General features: G+C 65.9%; 22 protein-coding genes. 13 read left to right on the forward strand and 9 right to left on the reverse strand.

The genetic code is table 11. The annotated features are described in order from the left end of the window. Positions 1-33: 33 nt before the first annotated feature. The 4 genes from OOJ09_RS21115 to OOJ09_RS21130 form a co-directional block, all read right to left on the reverse strand. A complete protein-coding gene (locus OOJ09_RS21115; protein ID WP_269907049.1) occupies positions 34-255 on the reverse strand; it encodes a DUF6500 family protein in 222 nt (73 codons plus the stop codon). Between the two features lie 64 nt (positions 256-319). Then, complete coding sequence (locus OOJ09_RS21120) at positions 320-511, reverse strand: hypothetical protein (RefSeq protein WP_256752256.1); 192 nt, start codon at positions 509-511, stop codon at positions 320-322. An 11-nt stretch (positions 512-522) separates the two neighbouring features. Further along, the gene (locus OOJ09_RS21125) at positions 523-729 is read right to left on the reverse strand and encodes a hypothetical protein (RefSeq protein WP_269907050.1); all 207 of its coding nucleotides are present in this window, start codon (positions 727-729) and stop codon (positions 523-525) included. Between the two features lie 161 nt (positions 730-890). Continuing rightward, positions 891-1958, reverse strand: coding sequence for a diguanylate cyclase domain-containing protein (locus OOJ09_RS21130; protein ID WP_269907051.1), 1068 nt, complete (start codon positions 1956-1958; stop codon positions 891-893). 468 nt (positions 1959-2426) lie between these two features. Between OOJ09_RS21130 and OOJ09_RS21135 the strand changes: the two genes are divergently transcribed. From OOJ09_RS21135 to OOJ09_RS21155, 5 genes are all read left to right on the forward strand, one after another. Further along, positions 2427-3470: a LacI family DNA-binding transcriptional regulator gene (locus tag OOJ09_RS21135; protein WP_269907052.1), complete on the forward strand. Its 1044-nt coding sequence runs from the start codon at positions 2427-2429 to the stop codon at positions 3468-3470. 63 nt (positions 3471-3533) lie between these two features. Next, positions 3534-4781, forward strand: a complete 1248-nt coding sequence (locus OOJ09_RS21140; protein WP_269907053.1) for an ABC transporter substrate-binding protein — start codon at positions 3534-3536, stop codon at positions 4779-4781. Positions 4782-5018: 237 nt separating this feature from the next. Next, a complete protein-coding gene (locus OOJ09_RS21145) occupies positions 5019-5945 on the forward strand; it encodes a carbohydrate ABC transporter permease (RefSeq protein ID WP_269907054.1) in 927 nt (308 codons plus the stop codon). After that, complete coding sequence (locus OOJ09_RS21150) at positions 5945-6802, forward strand: carbohydrate ABC transporter permease (protein ID WP_269907055.1); 858 nt, start codon at positions 5945-5947, stop codon at positions 6800-6802. Before OOJ09_RS21145 ends, OOJ09_RS21150 begins: the two co-directional genes overlap by 1 nt. Before the next feature lie 22 nt (positions 6803-6824). Continuing rightward, the gene (locus OOJ09_RS21155; RefSeq protein WP_269907056.1) at positions 6825-8804 is read left to right on the forward strand and encodes a glycoside hydrolase family 127 protein; all 1980 of its coding nucleotides are present in this window, start codon (positions 6825-6827) and stop codon (positions 8802-8804) included. Positions 8805-8808: 4 nt separating this feature from the next. Here OOJ09_RS21155 and OOJ09_RS21160 read toward each other — a convergent pair whose 3' ends face one another. Together OOJ09_RS21160 and OOJ09_RS21165 are read right to left on the reverse strand one after the other, a co-directional pair. Further along, complete coding sequence (locus tag OOJ09_RS21160; protein ID WP_269907057.1) at positions 8809-9537, reverse strand: gamma-glutamylcyclotransferase; 729 nt, start codon at positions 9535-9537, stop codon at positions 8809-8811. Between the two features lie 151 nt (positions 9538-9688). After that, the gene (locus tag OOJ09_RS21165) at positions 9689-10597 is read right to left on the reverse strand and encodes a LysR family transcriptional regulator (protein WP_269907058.1); all 909 of its coding nucleotides are present in this window, start codon (positions 10595-10597) and stop codon (positions 9689-9691) included. Between the two features lie 98 nt (positions 10598-10695). Between OOJ09_RS21165 and OOJ09_RS21170 the strand changes: the two genes are divergently transcribed. From OOJ09_RS21170 to OOJ09_RS21180, 3 genes are all read left to right on the forward strand, one after another. Then, the gene (locus OOJ09_RS21170) at positions 10696-11913 is read left to right on the forward strand and encodes an MFS transporter (protein ID WP_269907059.1); all 1218 of its coding nucleotides are present in this window, start codon (positions 10696-10698) and stop codon (positions 11911-11913) included. 71 nt (positions 11914-11984) lie between these two features. Next, positions 11985-12677, forward strand: a complete 693-nt coding sequence (locus OOJ09_RS21175; RefSeq protein WP_269907060.1) for a DUF2270 domain-containing protein — start codon at positions 11985-11987, stop codon at positions 12675-12677. A gap of 203 nt (positions 12678-12880) precedes the next feature. Then, positions 12881-15091, forward strand: coding sequence for a cation:proton antiporter (locus OOJ09_RS21180; protein WP_420107531.1), 2211 nt, complete (start codon positions 12881-12883; stop codon positions 15089-15091). 34 nt (positions 15092-15125) lie between these two features. Here the strand turns inward: OOJ09_RS21180 and OOJ09_RS21185 are convergent, their stop codons facing one another. Further along, positions 15126-15269, reverse strand: coding sequence for a hypothetical protein (locus OOJ09_RS21185; protein ID WP_269907062.1), 144 nt, complete (start codon positions 15267-15269; stop codon positions 15126-15128). Between the two features lie 378 nt (positions 15270-15647). On the opposite strand from OOJ09_RS21185, the gene OOJ09_RS21190 reads away from it, so the two are divergent. Further along, the gene (locus tag OOJ09_RS21190; protein WP_269907063.1) at positions 15648-17912 is read left to right on the forward strand and encodes a PAS domain S-box protein; all 2265 of its coding nucleotides are present in this window, start codon (positions 15648-15650) and stop codon (positions 17910-17912) included. Between the two features lie 16 nt (positions 17913-17928). Beyond that, positions 17929-18297: a response regulator gene (locus tag OOJ09_RS21195; RefSeq protein WP_269907064.1), complete on the forward strand. Its 369-nt coding sequence runs from the start codon at positions 17929-17931 to the stop codon at positions 18295-18297. A 280-nt stretch (positions 18298-18577) separates the two neighbouring features. On the opposite strand, the gene OOJ09_RS21200 is transcribed toward OOJ09_RS21195, so the two are convergent. Next, positions 18578-18991 (reverse strand): DOPA 4,5-dioxygenase family protein, encoded by a 414-nt coding sequence (locus tag OOJ09_RS21200; protein WP_269907065.1) that lies wholly within the window; start codon positions 18989-18991, stop codon positions 18578-18580. Between the two features lie 211 nt (positions 18992-19202). Here OOJ09_RS21200 and OOJ09_RS21205 point away from each other — a divergent pair, with 211 nt between their 5' ends. Continuing rightward, complete coding sequence (locus OOJ09_RS21205) at positions 19203-19556, forward strand: hypothetical protein (RefSeq protein WP_269907066.1); 354 nt, start codon at positions 19203-19205, stop codon at positions 19554-19556. A gap of 58 nt (positions 19557-19614) precedes the next feature. Here the strand turns inward: OOJ09_RS21205 and OOJ09_RS21210 are convergent, their stop codons facing one another. Then, positions 19615-20064 (reverse strand): hypothetical protein, encoded by a 450-nt coding sequence (locus OOJ09_RS21210; protein WP_269907067.1) that lies wholly within the window; start codon positions 20062-20064, stop codon positions 19615-19617. On the opposite strand from OOJ09_RS21210, the gene OOJ09_RS21215 reads away from it, so the two are divergent. Beyond that, positions 20063-21334, forward strand: coding sequence for a LuxR C-terminal-related transcriptional regulator (locus OOJ09_RS21215; RefSeq protein WP_269907068.1), 1272 nt, complete (start codon positions 20063-20065; stop codon positions 21332-21334). The genes OOJ09_RS21210 and OOJ09_RS21215 overlap by 2 nt on opposite strands. Further along, positions 21306-21503: a hypothetical protein gene (locus OOJ09_RS21220; protein ID WP_269907069.1), complete on the forward strand. Its 198-nt coding sequence runs from the start codon at positions 21306-21308 to the stop codon at positions 21501-21503. The genes OOJ09_RS21215 and OOJ09_RS21220 overlap by 29 nt, the downstream gene beginning before the upstream one ends. Positions 21504-21535 lie beyond the last annotated feature (32 nt).

The raw sequence follows: 21535 nt of genomic DNA on the forward strand, positions 1-21535 counted from the left end.
GTTTCGAGACAACGACATGCATGGAAGCGACGATTAAAGGTCCATGTCCTCGACCATCGTGCGTATCTTCGCGGCCTTTTCGAAATGGTCGAGGCGGTGGGTTCTGATCCACCATTCGGCTGCTTCCATCAGCAGTTCGGGGTCGTCATTCCTGTTGGCGAAAAACGCGTAGAACGACACGCCGACGGCAGGCCCTTTCTCGGAAATCTTGCGGTCGCAGACCTCCAGTATCCTTTGCTTCAGGCTCGCTCTCACGGGAATCCTCTGGTTTCGGTGCGGCGGGGTCTTGGCCCTCGCTGCAAGCCGGCAGCCGGAGCGTTCAATCCTTGCGCTCCGCCCTCTCCCGGCGCCTGACGTCGCGGACATTCATCTGCACGACCATATCCTCGGCCTCGCGCGGGTTCATGCCGACCATCACTTTTTGCCTGACCACGGCGGGCTGGCCGGTGAAGACATCGACAATGGTCCAGCTCTGGGGAAGCTCCATGCGCAATGTGTAGCGGTTGGCCATGCTGGCTTACCTCAGCCCTGCATCATGAAAAACACCACGCCAAGGATTAGCACCGTCCAGGCAATGACCGACAGCTTCAACACCATGCCGCCATGCGCGGCCAGCAGCGTTCGCAGGCGCGGCACGACGCCCGCCGGCCGGACCGGCGCCGCCACGAAGGCGACGGGGGCCTTGACGCCTAGTTTTCCAAAGACGGGCAGCAGCGACGGTTCACGCACGAAAATGACCTCGGATGTCGGGAAGAAGCCGGAGCAAGGGTGTCCGCGCCCCTTCCATAGCACCCTTTCGCGAACGCCCCGCATGCCAAATGAAGATAAGCGCCACGGCCCGCATTGGTGAGAGATGCGCCGGCCCGGTGGACAAGGCCCGCCGGCCAGCCTCAAGCCGCGGCGCTGCGGCCTTTCACGCCGGCTTCGGCCTTGAAAATGCGGAAGGTATTGCGGCCCGCCGCCTTGGCGGCATAGAGCGCGGTGTCTGCCTGCAGGAACAGGTCGCACGGCGCGCCTTTGGCGGCGAAGGCGATGCCGACCGAGGCGCCGAGCTTGAGCGACTGGCCGCCCGCGGCGACCGGCTTGCTGATCGCCTCGATGATGCTGCGCGCCAGGCCGGAGACAGCGCCGCGGTCGAGATGCGCTCCAAGCAGCACCGCGAACTCGTCGCCGCCGACGCGCGCCACCAGATCCGCCTCGCCGCAGCCATCGGCAAGCCGCTGCGCCGCCGTCTTCAGGCACTCGTCGCCGACGACATGGCCGAACGTGTCGTTGACCGCCTTGAAGCCGTCGAGGTCGATCAACAGCAGCGCGCCGAGCGGCCGGCCCTCGTCCATATGGGCGAGCCGCGCCTGGAACCGGCCACGGTTGGCAAGCCCGGTCATGGCGTCGAACTCGGCCAGATAGCGCATCCGGTCCGACTGGCTCTTTTCCTCGGTGATGTCCTGCTTCATGCCGAAGATGCGCACGGGCACGCCGTCCTCACACTCGACGGTCGCGGTGATGCGGATCCAGCGGCTGCGCCCGGCGAAAGTTGTGATCTCGGCGTCGAGGGTGAAGCCGCTGCGCTCCTCGATCGCCCGGCTGCGCATCGTCTCCAGCGCCTTGCGCGACTCCTCCGGGTAGCACTTGATGATCTCCGCGCGATCGAGCACGGAGCCGCGCGGCAGGTCGAACAGGTCGTAGACCATTTCGGTCCAGTGCAGTTGCACGTCGGGCAGGCTGCACTCCCACACGCCGATGCGCGCGGCCGCCGAGGCGCGGTCGAAGATCTTGCGGCTGTGGGCCAGCGAAACATCCTGCCTGGCGATCAACTCCGCCTGCACCGCGAGTTCCGCCTTGAGCCGCGCGATGGTGGCGGCATCGCGGCGCCGCTCGTCGACGCTGTCGTGTCCCGCCCGCTTGCCGGGCTGCGTGGCCCGCGCCGGGCCTTTCGGGGTGTAGGGCGTATCGGGCATGGCGGAACTCCCAACGGGCGACCACCATGGCTCGAAGCGATTAACACTTCGCTGATGGCGGTCCGGCTTTGCCGGAAACTGATTGTCGAAGTCGCCGCTGCCCCTCACCTGCCTGCCGGCATCCTCTCCCCGTACAGGGACGGGGAGAGGGGCGCTGTCACTGATGGTTTCGCCAATCGCCGACGTTGCAAAGAGAGCGCCGAGGTTGCGGCCAGCCCCTTCTCCCCGTCACTATACGTGGAGAAGGGGCTGGCAGGGCGATGAGGGGCAGCACCAGCGCTCGGAATGGTTGCTGGAACGAACGATCCCTGATCCAGACCACTTTTCCCCTTGAACGACCACCCAAACTGGCCTAGCCTGATTTGAGAAAAGGTTTTTCCAAACATCTTCGATCGGGCTTGGCCGCGCGCCGGGCTTGATTCAGGACTGTAAGAGAAAACCTTTTCCCAGCTCAGGATTCTCGGCGCGATGGCATTGGACGATCAGCCTGTTCCGGTCTTTTCCAAGCCCGTCACCTTGCGTGACGTGGCGGCGCAGGCCGGCGTCAGCGTCGCCACCGCCTCGAAGGCGCTCAACGATCAGGGGCGGATGACCGCCGAGACGCGCGAGCGCATCCGCGAGACGGCCCGGCGTCTCGGTTTCCGGCCCAACAGCCTGGCGCAGAGCCTGCTCAGGCGGCGCAGCTTCACCGTCGGCCTGCTCACCAACGATACCTATGGCCGCTTCTCGCTGCCGCTGATGTCGGGCATTTCGGACGCGCTGGTCGACAATGGCGTCTCGGTGTTCCTGTGCAATGTCGAGGAGGATCCGCGGCTGGGCCAGCTGCATGTCGACGCCATGCTCGACAAGCGCGTCGACGGCATCATCGCCACCGGCAAGCGCATCGACCGCCATCTGCCGGTCGACCTCGGCAATCTGCGTGTCCCGGTGATCTATGCCTTTACCCAGCCCGATCCCGACGCCATCGCCTTCGTCTCGGACGACGCCGGCGGCGCGCGGCTGGCCGTCGAGCATCTGTGCCGGCTGGGCCGCAAACGCATCGCCCATGTCACCGGGCCGGCGAGCTTCGCCGTGGTGCACGCCCGCGCCCAGGCCTATCGCGACGTGCTCGCCGAAAACGGCTTGCCGGTCACCGAGCCGCTGCTCGGCTCGTGGTCGGAAGCCTGGGGTCATGAGGCGGTGGCTCGCCTGTTCGACGGGAAGCGCGAAAGGCCGGACGCCGTCTTTTGCGGCAACGACCAGATCGCGCGCGGCGTCATCGATGCCTTGCGCGAGCGCGGCCTCGGCGTTCCCGGCGATGTCGCCGTCATCGGCTTCGACAATTGGGAGATCGTCGCCGAGGCGACGCGCCCGCCGCTGACTTCTGTCGACATGAACCTGGTCGCACTTGGACGAGAGGCCGGGCTGACCCTGCTGTCGCTGGTCGGCGGCCAGCCCGCCGCGCCGGGCATTCGAAAACTGCCGTGCCGGCTGGTGGTGCGTCAGTCCTGCGGCCATCCGCCGGATGGCTGAAAACGAAGCGCCGCGTGATCGGCGCCAAGCCGCGGACAGCGGCCAACCGTGGAGGAGGAGAACATGAGGAACCTGATTGCCAAACTGGCCCTGGCCGCTGCCGTTCTGGGTAGCGGTCTCGGCACTGCCGCCGCCGAAACCGCCAACATCTGGGTGCGCGCCGACGGCTCGAACTTCATGCCGAGGATCGTCGACGCCTACAACAAGGGCCACACCAACCAGATCAAGCTCGACATCATCCCCAACGCCGAGATCATCCCGAAATATGGCGCGGCCGCCGCCGGCGGCACCGCGCCCGACGCGCTCTCGCTCGACCTGATCTACACGCCGTCCTTCGCCGCCGCCGGCCAGTTGGAGGACATCACCGACTGGGCCAGGTCGCTGCCCTATTTCGCCAGCCCGTCGCCGGCGCATGTGAAGACCGGCACCTACAAGGACCACATCTACGGCTTGCCCTTCTCCGCCGACGCCTCGGTGCTGATCTGGAACAAGAAGCTGTTCAAGCAGGCCGGCCTCGACCCCGAAAAAGGCCCGGCCAACTGGGCCGAGATCGCGGCCGACGCCGAGAAGGTCAACGCGCTCGGCGGCAACATCAAGGGCTTCTACTTCTCCGGCAATTGCGGCGGCTGCAACATCTTCACCTTCACGCCGCTGATCTGGGCCTCGGGCGGCGATATCCTCTCCGAGGACGGCTCGAAGGCGACGCTGGACAGCCCGCAACTGCGCGGCGCCATCGATCTCTACCGCTCGATGGTCAAGAAGGACCTGGTGCCGGCGGGCGCCCAGACGGACACCGGCGCCAACTTCTTTGCCGCCTTCGCCGCCGGCAACATCGGCATCTCGCCGTCCGGCGCCTTCGCCATCGGCGCGCTCAACACGCAGTATCCAAATGTCGACTACGGTGTCACTTTCCTGCCGGGCAAGGACGGCAACTGGTCGTCCTTTGCCGGCGGCGACAATTTCGTCGTCACCAAGGGCACCAAGAAACTGCCCGTGGTGAAGGAGTTCCTCGATTTCGCCTATTCGCTCGAGGGCCAGACCATCCTCGCCAAATATGGCAGCCTGCCGGTGCGCGGCGACATCGCCAAGGACGCGCTGAAGGATCTCGATCCGCGCTACCAGATCGCCGCCGAGGCCATGGCCAAGGGCCGCACGCCCTATTCGGTGGTGTTCAACGATTTGATCAACTCCGCCAACGGCCCGTGGACGCAGATGATCAACGAGGTCTTCTTCGGCGACGACGTCGACGGCGCGATAGCGAACGCACAGGAGACCATGCAGTCGATCATCGACCAGGCGCCGCAGAAATAAGGGGCTGACAGGCGGCAGGGTGGCGCAACGCGCCTGCCGTCGAAGGTCCCGATCCGGTCGCCCGCCTGTCTCCCTGGGCGGGTGGCCGGCGCGCCTTACCCTCCCCCTTGTGGGGAGGGTCGCTGCGAAGCAGCGGGGTGGGGGTCGGCGCCGTCCCCCACCCGGACCTGCGGTCCGACCTCCCCACAAGGGGGAGGTAGGACGGCCAACTGGATCCAGTGGAAGAACAAGCCAGCCATGACCACCATCGCAACAACCACCGCCCCGCCCCGCGCCAGAAAACTGGTCGGTGCCGGGCGCCGGCAGTGGATCGGCCTGCTCTATGTCGCGCCGGCCGTCGCGCTGGTCGTCGTCTTCTTCCTCATCCCGCTTGGCATGACAGCGTGGATGTCGCTGCACAATTGGCCGCTGATGGGCGAGCGTACCTATATCGGCCTCGGCAACTATGTCGCGATCCTGCGCGACACCAGGTTCTGGAACGCGCTCAAATTCACCGCTTACTACACCGTGATCGTCACCATCGCGATCTTCGCGGTCGCCTTTCCGGCGGCGCTGTTCGTCGAACGGCCGCGCCCGCTGACCAATCTCTACCGGACCATGTTCTTCATGCCGGCGGTGGTCGGCTTTGCCTCGGCCAGCCTGCTCTGGTCATGGCTCCTGAACGTCGATTCCGGACTGTTCAGCCCGGCCGCCTACGAGCTGGGCCTGATCGACAGGAAGTTCAACCTGCTGGCCACCTTCCAGCCGGCCTTCTGGTCGATCATCGCCATGGTCGTGTGGAAGGTCGCCGGCTTCACCATGATCATCCTGATGGCCGGCCTGCAGTCGATCCCGCAGGATCTGCAGGAAGCGGCCATCATCGACGGCGCCGGGCCGTTCGCCAGGTTCAGGGCCATCACCTTGCCGCTGATGCGCCGCACGCTGGCACTGGCGCTGATCCTGTCGGTCGCCGGCTCGATCCTCGCCTTCGACCAGTTCTACATCATCCTGCGCGGCGGTCCGCGCAACCAGACGCTGACGGCGGTCTACTGGATCTTCAACCAGTCCTTCGTGTCGTTCAAGCTCGGCTATGGCGCAGCACTTTCGATGGTGCTGCTGGTCATCCTGGTGGCGCTCAGCCTCGTCCAGCTGTGGCTGCTGCGCAAGCCCGAGGGTCTCGACTGATGGCGCAGGCCGCCTCCCGCAACCGCAAGCTCGCCGCCCGCATCGCGGAGCACTCGACCGGCATCATCGCCTCGCTGCTGTTCGCGGCGCCGATCGTGTGGGCGGTGCTCTCGACCTTCAAGCCGGCAGCCGAAGCGCGCCTGCCACCGCTGCCGCCCTGGCCAACGTCAGGATTCTCGCTGGAGAATTATGCCACGCTCGACACCTTCGGCGACGGGCTCTGGGTCTCGGCGCAGAACAGCATCTACGTCTCGGTGATGACCGTGGTGCTGTCGGTCGTCGTCAGCGTGCTGGCCGGCTACGGCTTTTCGCGCTTCCGCTTCCCGTTCAAGGACCTGTTCTTCATCCTCATCCTGTCGACCATCATGATCCCGTTCCAGTCGATCCTGACGCCGATCTTCCTGGTGCTGACCAAGCTTGGCCTGCACAACACGCTGACCGGCCTGGTCGGCGTCTATGTGACGCTGCAACTGCCGTTCTCCATCTTCATGATGCGCAACGCTTTCGACGCGGTGCCGCGCGAGATCGAGGAGGCCGCCCGCATGGACGGCGCCAGCAACGCCACCATGCTTCTCAAGGTGATGCTGCCGCTGGTCTGGCCAGGCGTCGTCACCATCGCGCTGTTTGCCTTTCTCGGCGCCTGGAACGAGTTCCTCGCCGCCCTGGTGCTGATGACCGACCAGTCCAAGTTCACGCTGCCGGTGATGATGACGGCGCTGCAGTCGGGCCGCTTCGGCGCCATCGACTGGGGCGCGGTACAGGCCGGCGTCACCGTGATGATGGTGCCGTGCCTCATCCTGTTCCTCGCTTTGCAGCGCTTCTACATCCGCGGCCTGATGGCCGGCGCCGTCAAATAGACAGACCGAATGGAGTAAGTTCATGACCGCATCGCCATCCGCAAAAACCGGAAACCCGAAGCTCGCCTTCCGCCCGCTGCCGGTGCCGCAGGTCGACGTGCACGGCTTCTGGGGCGACCGCGCCGACGCGGTCGCCGCGCGCACCGCCGACATCCTCTACGACCGCTGCGTCGAGGCGCGCATGCTGGAGCAGATCGATCCGGACCGGCCCTCGCCCGGCATCGTCATCCCGTTCCACTCGCCCTCCCCCGACGAAGCCGACCGCCAGGGCGCGGAATTCACCGGCTCGACGGTGACCACGCAGATGTTCTGGGATTCCGATCTCGGCAAGACGATCGAGACTGCGGCCTATTCGCTCTACCGGCGCAAGAATCCCGAACTGGAAAAGAAGATCGACGCCGTCATCGACATGTATGGCAGGCTGCAGCAGGAGGACGGCTATCTCTCGAGCTGGTACCAGCGCATCCAGCCGGGCAAGCGCTGGACCAATCTGCGCGACTGCCATGAACTCTATTGCGCCGGCCACCTGATCGAGGGCGCGGTCGCCTATTACCAGGCGACCGGAAAACGCAAGCTGCTCGACATCATGTGCCGCTATGCCGACCACATCGCTTCGGTGCTGGGGCCGGAGCCCGGCAAGAAGAAGGGCTATTGCGGCCATGAGGAGATCGAGCTGGCGCTGGTCAAGCTGGCGCGGGTGACCGGCGAGAAGAAATACATGGAGCTGGCGAAATACTTCATCGACCAGCGCGGGCTTGAGCCGCATTATTTCGACGAGGAGGCGCGCGCCCGCGGCGCCGACCCGAAGGCCTACCATTTCAAGACCTATGAATACAGCCAGTCGCACATCCCGGTGCGCGAGCAGGACAAGGTCGTCGGCCACGCGGTGGGGGCGATGTATCTCTACTCAGGCATGGCCGACATCGCCACCGAATATGGCGACGAGAGCCTGCGCGTGGCGCTCGACCGGCTGTGGGACGATCTCACCGCCAAGAACCTCTACATCACCGGCGGGATCGGGCCGTCGGCGCACAATGAGGGCTTCACCAGCGACTACGACCTGCCCAACGAAACCGCCTATGCCGAGACCTGTGCGGCGGTCGGGTTGGTGTTCTGGGCCAGCCGCATGCTCGGCATGGGGCCGAACGCGCGCTACGCCGACATGATGGAACGCGCGCTTTACAACGGTTCGATCTCGGGCCTGTCGCTCGACGGCTCGCTGTTCTTCTACGAAAACCCGCTGGAAAGCCGGGGCCGGCACAACAGATGGAAATGGCACCGCTGCCCCTGCTGCCCGCCCAATGTCGGGCGCATGGTCGCCTCGATCGGCAGCTATTTCTACAGCCTGGCGGACGATGCGCTGGCGGTTCATCTCTATGGCGACTCGACCGCCCGCTTCGATATCTCAGGCGTACCCGTGAACCTGACGCAGGCAAGCCGCTATCCCTGGGACGGCGCCGTCGAGATCACCGTCGAGCCACAGGCGCCGGTCGAGTTCACGCTGCATCTGCGCATCCCGGCGTGGAGCAGCAACGCCGCGCTCGAGGTCAATGGCGAGGCGGTCAAGCTGGCGGATGTCACCAGCGACGGCTACGCAGCGATCCGGCGCACGTGGAAAAAGGGCGACCGCGTCCGGCTCGATCTCGAAATGCCGATCGAGCGGCTCTACGCCAACCCGAGGGTGCGCCAGGATGCCGGCCGTGTCGCGCTGTCGCGCGGTCCGCTGGTCTACTGCGTCGAGGCGACCGACAATGACAGCCAGTTGCATCGCCTGACGCTGCCGAGGACGGCAAGCGTCGAAGCGCGGGAGCGGCCGGAGCTTCTCGGCGGCGTGGTGACGCTTTCAGCCACGGCGCAAGCTGACGCCGGCGATGGCTGGCAGGGTGGGCTCTACAGGCCGGAACCGCCGGCCACCACGCAGACGCGCCTGACCGCCATCCCCTACTTCGCCTGGGCCAATCGCGAGCCCGGCGAAATGCTGGTGTGGCTGAGGGACGGATGAGGCGTCAGGGGCGCTCCCGTTCGATCTCCTCGGCCACCAGTTCCTGCAATTGCCACAGATTGCGGTCGCGGATGCCGCAGGCGTCGAGGTGGCGGATGGTTTCGAACAGATATTCCGCGCCCGAACCCCAATGGCCGGCAGCCCTGGCCAGGGTCGCCGCGATCGCCCGCTTGTCTAGCTTGCCGGCATAGCGTGGATTTCCGGGATCGACGACGAAGCCGAGCGCGCGGGACACGTCGCCTTCCGTCTTGACCTGCAGCCAGCGCGGCACGTTGACGGCGGGCAGGATGGTCATCTCGCGGCGCAGCAGCGCTTCGAGATTGGCCGCCACCGGTTCGGCGATCTCGAACACCATGCCCTGGCACTGGCCGCCACGGTCGAGCGCCATCATCAGGCCGGGCTGCTCGACCGTGCCCCTGAAACGCTGCACGGTGAAGCAGAACGACCGGTGCCAGCCGGTCGCCACCGCCCGAGCGCCGCCCCTCACCTCGCCGGCGGGCTTCCACAGCAGCGAGCCATAGGCGAACAGGTTCAGTGGCCCCGCAGGAGCCGTTGCCAGCACCTCGTCGCGGAAACGCGCATAATCCGCGTCGGTCATGGTGACCATGCCCGGCACCGGCCCGGCATCCTCGACCGCGCGCAACGTGCGCGCGACCAGCGCCTCGGTCAGCGCCATCGGCGCCTTGCGCGTGGTGGGTTTTCGGGCCGGCTTGCCGGACATGGCTTTGTTCATTCTCGCGTCCTCAGCCTTGCCGTCATCTTGCTGAAAGCAGTTCAAATCTCAAGGGTCAGGGTCGTCCAGACATGGAATCAGAATCTGAGCAGCCACGCTCAACAGCTTGGCCGGATTCAACAAATGCTCGCAACGGCCGGCTGGTCGCCACTCAAGATACCAGCGGCATCGGCGCCTGAAGCCCTTCGAACAGCGCGTCGCGGAACAGCGCGATCGGGCGGCTGAGCCGGCCAGCGGGCGGGCGGTGCAGCAGCCAGGCGCGCACCTGCGGCTTGAAGTCCGGGCAGTCGATGACCTCGACGGCATCGCGCCAGCGGCTGTCGGCGAAGGCGCCGGGCGTGACGATGCCGATGCCGTGGCCGCGCGCCACCAGCGACATTCTGAGATCGACGCTGAGCGCTTCCACCCCGACCTGGAACGGCAGCCGCGCGGCCTCGAAACTCTGCCGGATGAAGGCGCGAAAGCCGCAGCCGTTTTCGTTCATCACCCAGGGGAAGCGCGACAGCGAGGCAAGGTCGGCGGGCCTGGGCACGCCAAGGCCGGGGGACGCGACCAGCAGCACCGACTGCAGGCCGAGATCGTCGCGCACGAGTTCGTCCGGCGGAGTGACGCCCTCGGCAAGGCACACCGCCACCGCGTCAAGCTCGCTGCGCGCCACCTGCTCCACCAGCCTTGGCGACCAGCCGGAAGAGATGCGCAGCGTCAGTTGCGGAAACGCGGCGCGCAAAGTGTCGAGCGGCAGCGCCAGCGCGGCATCCGAGAGATAGGGCATGATGCCAAGCCGGAACTCGCCCTTGACCTCGCCTTGCGGCGACACGCCGGCCTTCAAATCCTCGAGCGAGCGCAGCACGCGCCGTCCATGCTCATAGGCCTCGCGCCCGGATGCGGTCGGCTTCAGCGGCTTCGACTGGCGGTCGAGCAGCGCCGTCGCCAGCCCGTCCTCGAGGTTCTGGATGCGGCGCGTCACGCCCGGCTGGGTGAGGTTGAGCCTGGCCGAGGCGCCGACGATCGAGCCGGTCTCCACCACGGCGATGAAGGCTTCGAGGTCATGGATATTCATGCGTATCTCGCATAATCATCATCGAATTGATTGAATTGTAGCATGATAATGCTTTGGCATAAAGTCCTCGCTCGATATGCAATTTCAGTGAGGACTCCATGCTCGACACCAATGACGGCCAACTGGCCGCGCCGGCCGCGACCATCAGCGGCTCGCAGACGCTGCTGTTTGCCACCGCCGTCGGCGTCATCGTCACCAATCTGTTCGCCCCGCAGACGCTGGTCGGGCTGATCGGGCCATCGCTCGGCGCCAACGCCGCGAGCGTCGGCCTCGTCGCCATGGCCACTTTGCTCGGCTATGCCGCAGGCCTGTTCTTCCTGGTGCCGCTCGCCGACCTTGTCGAGAACCGCGCCCTGATCCTGCGCATGCTGGTCGCGGCGGCCGTTGCGGCGGGCAGCGCCGCACTGGCGCCCACCGCCGCCGCGCTGCTGATCGTCCTGTTCATCCTCGGCGCGGCCTGCTCGGCGATCCAGATCCTGGTGCCGATCGCCGCCTCGATGGCGCCGCCCGGACAGGATGGCCGCGTCATCGGCGATGTGATGAGCGGGCTGATGGTCGGCATCCTGCTGGCGCGCCCGCTGGCCAGCCTTATCGCCGATGCCTGGGGATGGCGCGCCTTTTACGGCCTCAGCGCCGCCGCCCTCATCCTGCTCGCCTGCGTGCTCGCCTTCACCCTGCCGCGACGGCGCCCGGCGGCGAGATCGTCCTATGGCGCGCTCATCGCCTCGCTGTTCGACCTGCTGCGCGACGAGCCGGTGCTGCGGCGCCGCGCGCTGACGGCGGCGCTGGTGATGGCGGCCTTCAGCCTGTTCTGGACGGCGGTGGCGCTGCGCCTGGCGCAACAGCCTTTCGACCTCGGCCAGCGCGGCATCGCGCTGTTCGCGCTGGTCGGCGCCGGCGGCGCGGTGGTGACGCCGCTGTTCGGCCGCGCCGGCGACCGTGGCTGGACGCGCTCGGCCACCATCGCCTGCCATCTCATGCTGATCGGCGCGATGGCCCTCGCGGCCTGGGCGGGGTCAGCCGAACCCACAGCCGGATGGTGGCCGCTGGCGCTGATGGGCGTCAGCGCCGTGCTGCTCGACATCGGCGTCACCGGCGACCAGACGCTCGGCCGCCGCGCCATCAACCTGCTGCAGCCGAAGGCGCGCGGCCGCCTCAATGGCCTGTTCGTCGGCATCTTCTTCATCGGTGGCGCCACTGGCTCGATGCTGGCGGGGATCGCATGGACTTTGGGCGGCTGGCCCGATGTCTGTGCCATCGGTGCCGCCTTTGGCCTCATCGCGCTTGTGGTCGACTGGATCGGCGGGCCGGAGTGAACAGGCCGTCTCGACCCGCGCCAGGGAACTATGTTGCCGGCAAACTGTTCTAGTCTTTGCCGGAGGATGCCATGAACGATGCGTCGGCAAAGCCCGCGGGCCCCGTCCTGTCATCGGCGGAGCGCGTGAACACGCTGTCGCATTTTCACCGCGCCGAGATCGCACGCATGGCGGGATGGCGCGATCGGCTTGACAGGACGACGAACTGGGCGATCACCGTGGTGGCGGCGATGCTTTCGGTGTCGCTGTCCACGGCCAGCGCGCATCATGGCGTGCTGTTGTTCGCCATGCTGCTGATCCTGCTGCTGCTGTGGATCGAGGCGCGCCGCTATCGCTTCTTCGACTTCTACCGGGCCCGCGTGCGCCAGTTCGAGCGTCATTATTTCGCGCAGATCTTCTCCCCGCAGCCCGACTTCGCCTCGGACTGGCTGCTCATCGTCGGCGAAGGCCTGCGCGCGCCGAAGTTTCTGCTGTCGCAACGTGCCGCTTTGGCGCGCCGCCTGCGCCGCAACTACATCTACCTCTTCCTGATCCTGCTGCTGGCCTGGGGTCTGAAGATTTCGACACCCAGCCTTCAAGCCGCCGGTGTCGGAACCGGGTTCGCCGGCTCGCTTCGCGAGGCCGTCGACAGCGCCGCCCTTGGCCCCATTCCCGGTGTGGCGATCATTGTCATCGTGGCGGCATTCTATGCTAGCCTGCTCGCCATCGTGTTTTTCGCGGCGCGCGATGACGGCGAGCTGTCCTTCGGCGACGTCCATGTCTGAGACCGGCGCCTGACGACGGTTGCAACGCAAACGATGGCCGGCGCGTTGTGACGGTCACTCCGCCGCGGTGTTTGAGGGAACCCATGAACCGTCGACCGGCAACGACGCCACGCATTGTTGCGGCCGCTGTTCTGCTGGCCGTTCTCGCCCTGGCGCCGGCAGGCCATGTCTTTGCCGCGCAACCGGCCGGCCACGCCTCGGGCATGGGCGGCTCGGCGGAGGGACTGTTCGTCGCCGAGATCGTGCTTCTGCTGCTGGTCGGCCGCGGCATTGGCGAGATCTTCCAGCGTCATGGCCAGCCCGCGATCATGGGCCAGCTCATCGGCGGCATACTGCTCGGGCCGTCGCTGTTCGGCTGGCTGTGGCCTGACGCGCAGCACCTGATCTTCTCGACCGACCCGGCGCAGAAAAGCATGATCGACGCCGTCTCGCAGCTCGGCATTCTGCTGCTCCTGCTGCTGACCGGCATGGAGACGGATCTGCGCCTCGTGCGCCGGGTGGGGGCCGCCTGTTTCTCGATCTCGATCGCCGGCATCATCGTGCCCTTTGCCTGCGGCTTCGCGCTGGCGCAATTCCTGCCCGCCTCGCTGCTGCCCGCACCGACGCAGCGTATCGTCGCCGGACTTTTCCTCGGCACGGCGCTATCGATCTCCTCGGTCAAGATCGTCGCCATGGTCGTGCGCGAGATGAACTTCATGCGCCGCAATCTCGGCCAGGTCATCATCTCCTCGGCGATCATCGAGGACACGATCGGCTGGCTGATCATCGCCATCACCTTCGGCATCGCCACCAATGGCAGCCTGCAGGTGCTGCCGCTGATCACCACCGTGGCCGAGGTGGCGCTGTTCATGGTGTTCTCCTTCACCCTCGGGCGCCGCCTGGTGTTCACGCTGATCCGCTGGAGCAATGATTCCTTCCGCAGCGAATACGCCGTCATCACCGTCATCCTCATCATCATGGGCGTGATGGCGCTGATCACCAATCTGATCGGCGTCCACACCGTGCTCGGCGCCTTCGTCGCCGGCATCCTGGTCGGTGAATCGCCGATCCTGTCCGACCACATCGAGGGTCAGCTGCGCGGCGTCATCACCGCTCTGTTCATGCCGATCTTCTTCGGCATGGCCGGCCTTTCCGCCGACCTCACCGTGCTCACCGATCCGACGCTGGCGCTGCTGACGCTGGCGCTGGTGGCCATCGCCAGCATCGGCAAGTTCGGCGGCGCCTTCATCGGCGGCAAGCTGGCCGGCATGTCGCTGAAGGAGGCCACCGCCGTCGGCAGCGCCATGAACGCGCGCGGCTCGACCGAGGTCATCGTCGCCAGCATAGGCCTGTCGATGAACATCCTCTCGCACAATCTGTTCACCATGATCGTCACCATGGCCGTCATCACCACGCTCGCCATGCCGCCAATGCTGCGCTGGGCGCTCGGCCGGCTGCCGGTCGGACACGCGGAGAAGCAGCGCGTCGAGCGCGAGCTGCTCGACGAGCGCGGCTTCGTCTCGAAGCTGGAGCGGCTCCTGCTGCTTGTCGACGACAGCCCGGCCGGCAAGTTCACCGCCTATCTGGCGGGGCTGGTCGGCGGCGGCAGCGGCATGCCGACCACGCTTCTCCACCTCAAGGATGGCAGGATCGCCGGCCCGGCCGGCGACAAGGGCGGCCCGGAGCGGGCGCGCAACGAGGTCAGGAAGGGTGCCGCGAGAAGCGCCAGGGCCGTCAGCAAGGCCGAGGACACATCGGTGGAGAAGGTGCATCTGACCACCCGCACGGAGTCCGAAGCCACCGCTGAGACAATCGCCGAGGAAGCCCGCAAGGGCTACGGCCTGTTGCTGGTCGGGCTGGAGACCATGGTGACGGCCAAGGGATCCTTCACCGGCGCGCTGCACGCCATCACCGGCGGCTTCGACGGTCCGCTATGCCTCGTGCTGAACGGCGCCAGGTCCGCGGCCAGGATGCCTGTTCTGAAAGCCGGCACCACCATGCTGGTCCCCGTCAACGGCACGGAAGTCTCGCGCCGCGCCGCCGATTTCGCCCTGGCGCTGGCACGGCCGCACCGGGCGCGGGTCAAGGTTCTCTATGTGTCGCAGGCGGCACGGCAAGGCGCCACCTCCGTCTCCCACCGGCGCGAGGAGGCCATGCTGAAGGATATCGCCGATCTGGCCGCTCGCTATGGCGTGCAGGTCGACACCGCGCTGCGCACCCGTGCCACGCCCGACAGGGCGATCGCCAGGGAGGTCGCCAAGGGGGCCGCGATGGTGGTGATGGGCGTCACGCAAAGACCGGGCGAAGAACTGTTCTTCGGCGATACCGCCACGGCGGTGCTTGCCGCCGTCGCCTGCCCCGTCGTGCTTCTGGCCAGCGAACGCATCCGCCCCACGGAAGCCAGGGCGGAGGTGGGTGGCGGACCGGAAGCGTAGGCGTGCGGCTTGAACGAGCGGCCGCGCCGGCGCGCTACAGGCCGAAGAACTGCCGGCCGATCACGTAGCCCAGCGCCACCACGACCAGCGGAAACAGCGCCGGCGCGGCCTTGCTGAAGAAGGAACCTCTCGTGTCCTTTGGCGGTACATAGCGTGCATTGCCGAGATTCTTGGTCATTGCGACCCCCCGCATGATGACTCATTAGTAGCTGCTTAATGACAGCATGTCCGGATTAACGGCTTGCAAAGAAACCGGATTAACGGCTGGCAAAGAAAATAGATCGAATAGCGGACCATTGCGTGGCCAGGCCTCTGGCGTCCGAAGGAAAATGCCCATGCCTCGGGAACCGATCGCCCTGTCCCGGGGTTTTGGCCCTCGGGGCATGCATGTGATCACGACCTCATCGAATGCGGGAAAGCCCGGCAGCACGCGATCGTGGCGCGAAGCTTCATGGGCTGTGACGGCTGATGGTGGACTGGTGAGCGGCGCCCGGCCTGACACATGAGCGACGACCAATCGAAATTCGAACAAACGCCGACCGATCCGCGAGACGCCATGCCACCAACCAGTAAGACCGCGATAGAAGATCGTCGTCATGCCTTCCTCACCGGCGGCGGAGAGGTCGGTCGCCTGATCGCCGTGTATGACTGGGCCTCGACCTCGATCGGGCCGATCGAGGGCTGGCCGCAGAGCCTGAAGACGGCGGTGTCGCTGATCCTGCGCTCCAGGGTGCCGATCGTCATGCTGTGGGGCGAGGACGGCGTCATGATCTACAATGACGGCTATTCGGAATTTGCCGGCGGCCGCCATCCGCGACTGCTCGGCTCCAAGGTGCGCGAAGGCTGGCCTGAAGTGGCCGACTTCAACGACAACATCATGAAGGTGTGCCTCGGCGGCGGCACGCTTGCCTATCGCGAGCAGGTCCTGACGCTGAACCGCACCGGCAAGCCCGAACAGGTGTGGCTTGATCTCGACTATTCACCGGTGCTCGACGAAAGCGGCGAACCGGCCGGCGTCATCGCCATCGTCATCGAGACGACCGCCAAGGTTGCCGCCGAGCGCTGGCGCGCCGGCGAGCGCGACCGCCAGCGCCAGATGTTCGAACAGGCGCCGGGCTTCATGGCCATGCTGTCCGGTCCGCGGCATGTCGTCGAGCTGACCAATGCCGCCTACATGCAGCTCGTCGGCCATCGCGACCTCATCGGCCTGCCGATCCGCCAGGCCATGCCGGAGATAGAGGGCCAGGGCTTCTTCGAGCTGCTCGACCGGGTGTTCACCTCCGGCGAGGCGTTCGTCGGCTACGCGCTGAGGGCCGAGTTGCAGCGCACGCCGGGTGCCGCGATCGAGGATCGCTTCATCGACCTCGTCTATCAGCCGGTGCGCAACCCCGCTGGCGAGGTGTTCGGCATCTTCGTGCAAGGCGTCGACGTCACCGACCGGCTGGTCGCCGAACAGGCGCTGCGCCAGAGCGAGGCCCAGTTCCGCACCTTCGCCGAGGCGATGCCGAACCACGTCTGGACGGCGACGCCGGAGGGACTGCTCGACTGGTTCAACCCGCGCGTCTACGATTATTCGGGTGCGCAGCCGGGCGAACTCGACGGTCATGACTGGGCCGATATCGTGCACCCCGACGACATCGACGCGGCCGCGGAAAAGTGGCGACAGGTGCTGGCCGCCGGCACATTCTACGAGACCGAGTTCCGGCTGCGCCGGCATGACGGCATCTATCGCTGGTTCATTGCGCGCGCCGTCCCGATCCGCGACGCCGACGGCGCCATCCTGCGCTGGATCGGCACCAACACCGATATCGATGAGCAGAAGCAGGTGGCACAGGCCCTACTGCAAAGCGAGCGCCGCCTGCAGCTGTCGCAAAATGCAGCCGGCATTGCGGCACTCGAGCTCGACATCGCCAGCGGAACCGTGGTCGGCTCCGAGGGCTTCTGGGGGCTCTGGGGGCTCACCCCGCGCGATAGCGTAGACATCTCCGTGCTGGAAAACATCGTCATTCCGGAGGACAAGGACGTCCGTTCCAACCGGGAGACGCGCGAGCAAGGCACCGCCGTGCCGGCTGTGGAATACCGCATCCGGCGGCCCGACACCGGCGAGTTGCGCTGGCTGTCGCGCCATATCGATTTCGTCCATGACGAGACCGGCAAGCCGGTCAAGATGTTCGGCGTCCTGCAGGATGTCACCGACCGGCGCGAGGCGCAGGCGCGACAGGAACTGCTGACCCACGAGCTCGAACACCGCATCAAGAACATCCTGGCGATGGTCGCCGCCATCGCCTCGCAAACCTTGCGCAACACCGATATCGCCACCGCGAGCGCCACCTTCAACGAGCGCCTGCGCGCGCTCGCCAACGCCCATGACATCCTGAACAAGACCCGCTGGACCAGCGCCTCGATCCGCGAGGTGGTCGACAACACCATCGCCAGCGTCCCGCTCGAACAGATCTCGATTTCGGGCCCGGCGCTGCCGATCAACCCGAAGATGGCACTGACGCTGGCGCTTGCCGTCAACGAACTGGCCACCAACGCGCTGAAATACGGCGCGCTGTCGACACCGGACGGCAAGGTGTCGATCGACTGGTCGCTGCGGCCCTCGCACGACAGGCCGGGCGACATTAGGCTGATCTGGCGCTGGCGCGAAAGCGGCGGCCCGCCGGTGACGCCGCCCAGCCGGCGCGGCTTCGGCCGCTTCCTGATCGAGCGCGTCTTCGGCACCGATTTCGGCGGAACGGTCCGGATCGACTACCACCCCGACGGCGTCGAATGCGTGCTGGACGCGCCTGCACCCCAGTTGCCGACCGCACCTTACTGACTACATAGGGCATGCCATGACCACTCAAAGCCCCGCCACCGTCCTCGTCGTCGAAGATGAAGCCTTCCTGCTGTTCGCCATCGCCGATGAACTGCGCGAGGCGGGGTTCGGCGTGCTGGAGGCGAGCAACGCCGACCAGGCGATCCGCATCCTGGAGAGCCGGCAGGACATCGGCATCCTGTTCACCGACATCGACATGCCGGGTTCGATGGATGGCCTGCGCCTGTCGGCCGCCGTGCGCGACCGCTGGCCGCCGGTCAAGATCATCATCACCTCGGGCAAGCAACAGCCGGCCCGGGACGCAATGCCGAGCGGTGGCGTCTTCCTGCCCAAGCCCTACGCGCCCGCGGCTGTTGCAGCCACCATTCACGGCCTGCTCGCATAGCCGGAGCAGGCGAGACCGGAAAAGACTGTTGGCGAACAGCAAGTTGGCGCCAAAGTTCGATTCAACGGATGAACACCGGCCTGTTCGACAAAGCCGGTGCAGCTCGTCCGCCGACTTTGAGTGGAACCGCTCGCCCGCGCCTCGGCCTCGATCTCGGAAATCGCCTGCGGGTTCAATTCGAGCGCGCATCCTCGCGGGCGTTCAAGAGCAGGTACGATGTGGCGCGCGGTGGTGCACTAGGAGCGGCGACCATTGGAGGTCGCGGTTGCGCTGGGAACCGCTATGCCTGCAGCGACGGCTCGGTATTGGGCTCCAGCGCCTCTTCCGCCTCATGATCGTCCGGAAGGATATCGCCATGCACGGCCAGCGGCCGGCCGATCCAGACCGGATCGACCAGATGGTCGCGCCGGGGGTTGATCGTATTCGGATGGATGAGGATGCTGAGCTCCCCATGGTTCAGCATCAGCCACGGAACGAGCGAGCCGAAAATCTCGTTGGCGAACGAGACCTGGTACATGGCCTGGTCGTGCGGACCGACTTTCTGGTCGTGCCAGGCGCCCAGGCGTACTCGGAAACGTTCCGCGATGCGAAGGCGCAGCCATTCGGCATGTTGCCGCTCGGTCTGCCCGTCATAGTAGATATGGGCATGATAGCTGGCGATCTCCGCGAGCGGCCTTGGACTGGCTTCATTCACCTCGATATCCTCCCTCGATGAGCGTCGCTCCCGGCGGAACTGTATCCGAAGCACGGTCGCTTTGTCTGCAGCCGGCTTCGCCGCCGGTTACTAGCGTCACGAATTGGCTGACGTCTACCCGTGCAAGTTCGAAGCGCCGCTGATGTCGCTCCAAAACCCGGGCACTGCGCACTGACTGTCTCATCGGTATCGGCGGAGCCGCGAATTCGACGTGATCTGGATCGGCATGTCGCTGCACCACCTGGCGACCGAAGGCAAGGCGAGGCTGGTGCGGCACGCCCGCAGGGCCTTGGGCGGCGTGGGCCTGTTCGTCATCTGGGAGCCGACCCTGTTCGAGGGAGAGGATCGCGCCGCCTGGCTCGCCCGCTTCTCCTTGCAGCGCGACAGATGGTCAACCCTTTCCGACGAGGAGTTCGCTTCCATGAAACGGCATATGCTTGTGGCCGATTTCCCCGAAACCGCCGACACCTGGCTCCACATGGGGCGGGATGCCGGATTTCGTCGCGCGGAGGAGATTTTCATGATGCCGAACAGGATGGGCAGGGTATTCCGCTACTGGAACTAGCCAGCGTCGGGGCGACCATGTCATCGGTCTGAAACCGAGCGCCAGAACGACTTGGCGATCAGCCTGCCAGGCCGCAAGGCGGCTGGGCCCCGACGGGAACGATCTCATAGCCGACGTCGATCAAGCGGAGTTTCATCTCGTCGAAATGCCGCTGTGAGCCGCTGACGATCGATTCAGGCGCGTAGTTCCAGCCTTTACGGGCGGCATTGGCCAGGATGTCGGCATAGAGGCGCATGCTGGCGATTTTCACGTCCGACTCCAGCAGCTGCCTGCATCCGCTTGCGAACGACGGCGCCGGCGCGGCGGACGAACCCAGGATCGCGGATACCAGCGCAATCGGAACAGCTCGCATGAAAGCCTCCCTTGGCCCATTGCAGCCCATTTTGCTGTAAGGGAGCTTGCATCGAGTCCGCATGCGCTGCGATCGGGCAGATGATGTATTCGCCCTCCTGCATTTGTAGTATTTTGCCTCGGCAATTGCTGAAACCGTGCCGATCGGATCTGCCATGAGCCGCATCGCGACATCTTCGCCAGGTCACGACGCGCTGTCCGATCGGGAGCGCGCGGTGGCGGAAAAATTCGCCGCCGGACTGACTTATCGCGAGATCGGCGAGGCGCTGTTTATCGCCCCGTCGACCGTGCGCACCCATCTCGCCTCGATCTACGACAAGCTCGGCGTGCGCAACAAGGTCGCGCTTGCCTCGCATATCAATGGCGCTATCAGCGCGGGGATGGACGGGCTGTCGCCAGACGGCTCTCCCGTGCTCGCGATATTTCCCATCGAATGCCTGAATTCGGAAGAGCGCTGGCGCCGCTTTGCCGACGGCCTGTCGTCGGACATCACCATCGATCTGGCGCGCTACGCGGATCTGCCCGTCATCGCCTTCCACACCATGAAATCCCTGGGCAGCAAGCCCGCCGACTTCGCCGCCGACGGCAAGGCGCTTGGCGCCACCTATATCGTGTCGGGCCAACTGCGCGCCGACGAGCGGCGGGTTCGGTTGTCGATAGAGCTCGCCGACGCGGGCAATGGCGTCAACCTGTGGAGCGAGCGCTACGACCGTCAGGTCGAGGATATTTTCACGCTGCAGGACAGCCTGACCGAAAGCGTCATCAATGTGATCGCCGGCAGCTACGGAGCGCTTGCCACGGTCGGCCGCAACGCGATTCGCCGCAAACCGCCGGCCAGTCTGCGGGCCTACGACTGTTATCTGCTTGGTGTTGAACAGCAGGACACATTCAGCCGCGCCGGCACTGCCGAAGCGATACGCCTGTTTTCACGCGCGCTGGAGCTTGACCCCACCTTGGTCAGGGCCTGGACCGCGCTTGCCTATGCCTATTCGATCGAGGGCGCCAACGGCTTCGGCGACGATGCGCGGGGCTCGATCGAGAACTGGCGGACGGCGGTTGAAAAGGCGATTCTGCTCGATCCGATGGACAGCGTTGCCTGCAATTGCCTTGGCGATCTCAGGGGATGTCTCGGCGACCTCGCGGGAGCCGAGCGCGCGTATCGCCGCGCCTTCGAATATGGCTCCAACCATGCCGATACACTGGCGCTGCTGGCCGGCAGCAAGGCGCTGGTCGCTGGCGATCCGGCCGAGGCGATGCCGCTCATCGAGCGCGCCATGCGCCTCAATCCGCTGGGCCCCACCTTGGTATTTCGGCATGCTGGGCCGCATCCTGTTCACGGCCGGCAGGCAGAGGGAAGCCATCGCGGCGCTGCGCAGAAGTACGCTGGATTCTCCGCATGTGCTGTTGTTCCTGGCGCTGGCGCATAGGGCCGTGGGCGAGGCCGTCGAGGCGGCCAGGATCGAAGCCCGCCTGAAAGCTGAATTCCCGGACTTTTCGGTCGAAGGCTTCATCACGGGCTATCCCGTGACCAACCCCGACGCGGTGCACGCCATTCGCCACTTCGCCAACTGGCAAGGCGCGACTGAGAGCCTGTGAAGAGTCCGACTGGAGTCCGGGTTACAGCCCGA

Origin of the sequence: Mesorhizobium qingshengii, from assembly GCF_027563465.1 — a bacterium.
GTDB lineage: Bacteria > Pseudomonadota > Alphaproteobacteria > Rhizobiales > Rhizobiaceae > Mesorhizobium > Mesorhizobium qingshengii_A.

Bases quoted from the DNA above. Each gene is read 5' to 3' on its own strand.
- OOJ09_RS21120 (WP_256752256.1), bottom strand. From the start codon at position 511: ATGGCCAACCGCTACACATTGCGCATGGAGCTTCCCCAGAGCTGGACC.
- OOJ09_RS21130 (WP_269907051.1), bottom strand. From the start codon at position 1,958: ATGCCCGATACGCCCTACACCCCGAAAGGCCCGGCGCGGGCCACGCAG.
- OOJ09_RS21135 (WP_269907052.1), top strand. From the start codon at position 2,427: ATGGCATTGGACGATCAGCCTGTTCCGGTCTTTTCCAAGCCCGTCACC.
- OOJ09_RS21140 (WP_269907053.1), top strand. From the start codon at position 3,534: ATGAGGAACCTGATTGCCAAACTGGCCCTGGCCGCTGCCGTTCTGGGT.
- OOJ09_RS21145 (WP_269907054.1), top strand. From the start codon at position 5,019: ATGACCACCATCGCAACAACCACCGCCCCGCCCCGCGCCAGAAAACTG.
- OOJ09_RS21150 (WP_269907055.1), top strand. From the start codon at position 5,945: ATGGCGCAGGCCGCCTCCCGCAACCGCAAGCTCGCCGCCCGCATCGCG.
- OOJ09_RS21155 (WP_269907056.1), top strand. From the start codon at position 6,825: ATGACCGCATCGCCATCCGCAAAAACCGGAAACCCGAAGCTCGCCTTC.
- OOJ09_RS21160 (WP_269907057.1), bottom strand. From the start codon at position 9,537: ATGAACAAAGCCATGTCCGGCAAGCCGGCCCGAAAACCCACCACGCGC.
- OOJ09_RS21165 (WP_269907058.1), bottom strand. From the start codon at position 10,597: ATGAATATCCATGACCTCGAAGCCTTCATCGCCGTGGTGGAGACCGGC.
- OOJ09_RS21170 (WP_269907059.1), top strand. From the start codon at position 10,696: ATGCTCGACACCAATGACGGCCAACTGGCCGCGCCGGCCGCGACCATC.
- OOJ09_RS21175 (WP_269907060.1), top strand. From the start codon at position 11,985: ATGAACGATGCGTCGGCAAAGCCCGCGGGCCCCGTCCTGTCATCGGCG.
- OOJ09_RS21180 (WP_420107531.1), top strand. From the start codon at position 12,881: ATGGGCGGCTCGGCGGAGGGACTGTTCGTCGCCGAGATCGTGCTTCTG.
- OOJ09_RS21185 (WP_269907062.1), bottom strand. From the start codon at position 15,269: ATGACCAAGAATCTCGGCAATGCACGCTATGTACCGCCAAAGGACACG.
- OOJ09_RS21190 (WP_269907063.1), top strand. From the start codon at position 15,648: ATGCCACCAACCAGTAAGACCGCGATAGAAGATCGTCGTCATGCCTTC.
- OOJ09_RS21195 (WP_269907064.1), top strand. From the start codon at position 17,929: ATGACCACTCAAAGCCCCGCCACCGTCCTCGTCGTCGAAGATGAAGCC.
- OOJ09_RS21215 (WP_269907068.1), top strand. From the start codon at position 20,063: ATGAGCCGCATCGCGACATCTTCGCCAGGTCACGACGCGCTGTCCGAT.
- OOJ09_RS21210 (WP_269907067.1), bottom strand. From the start codon at position 20,064: ATGGCAGATCCGATCGGCACGGTTTCAGCAATTGCCGAGGCAAAATAC.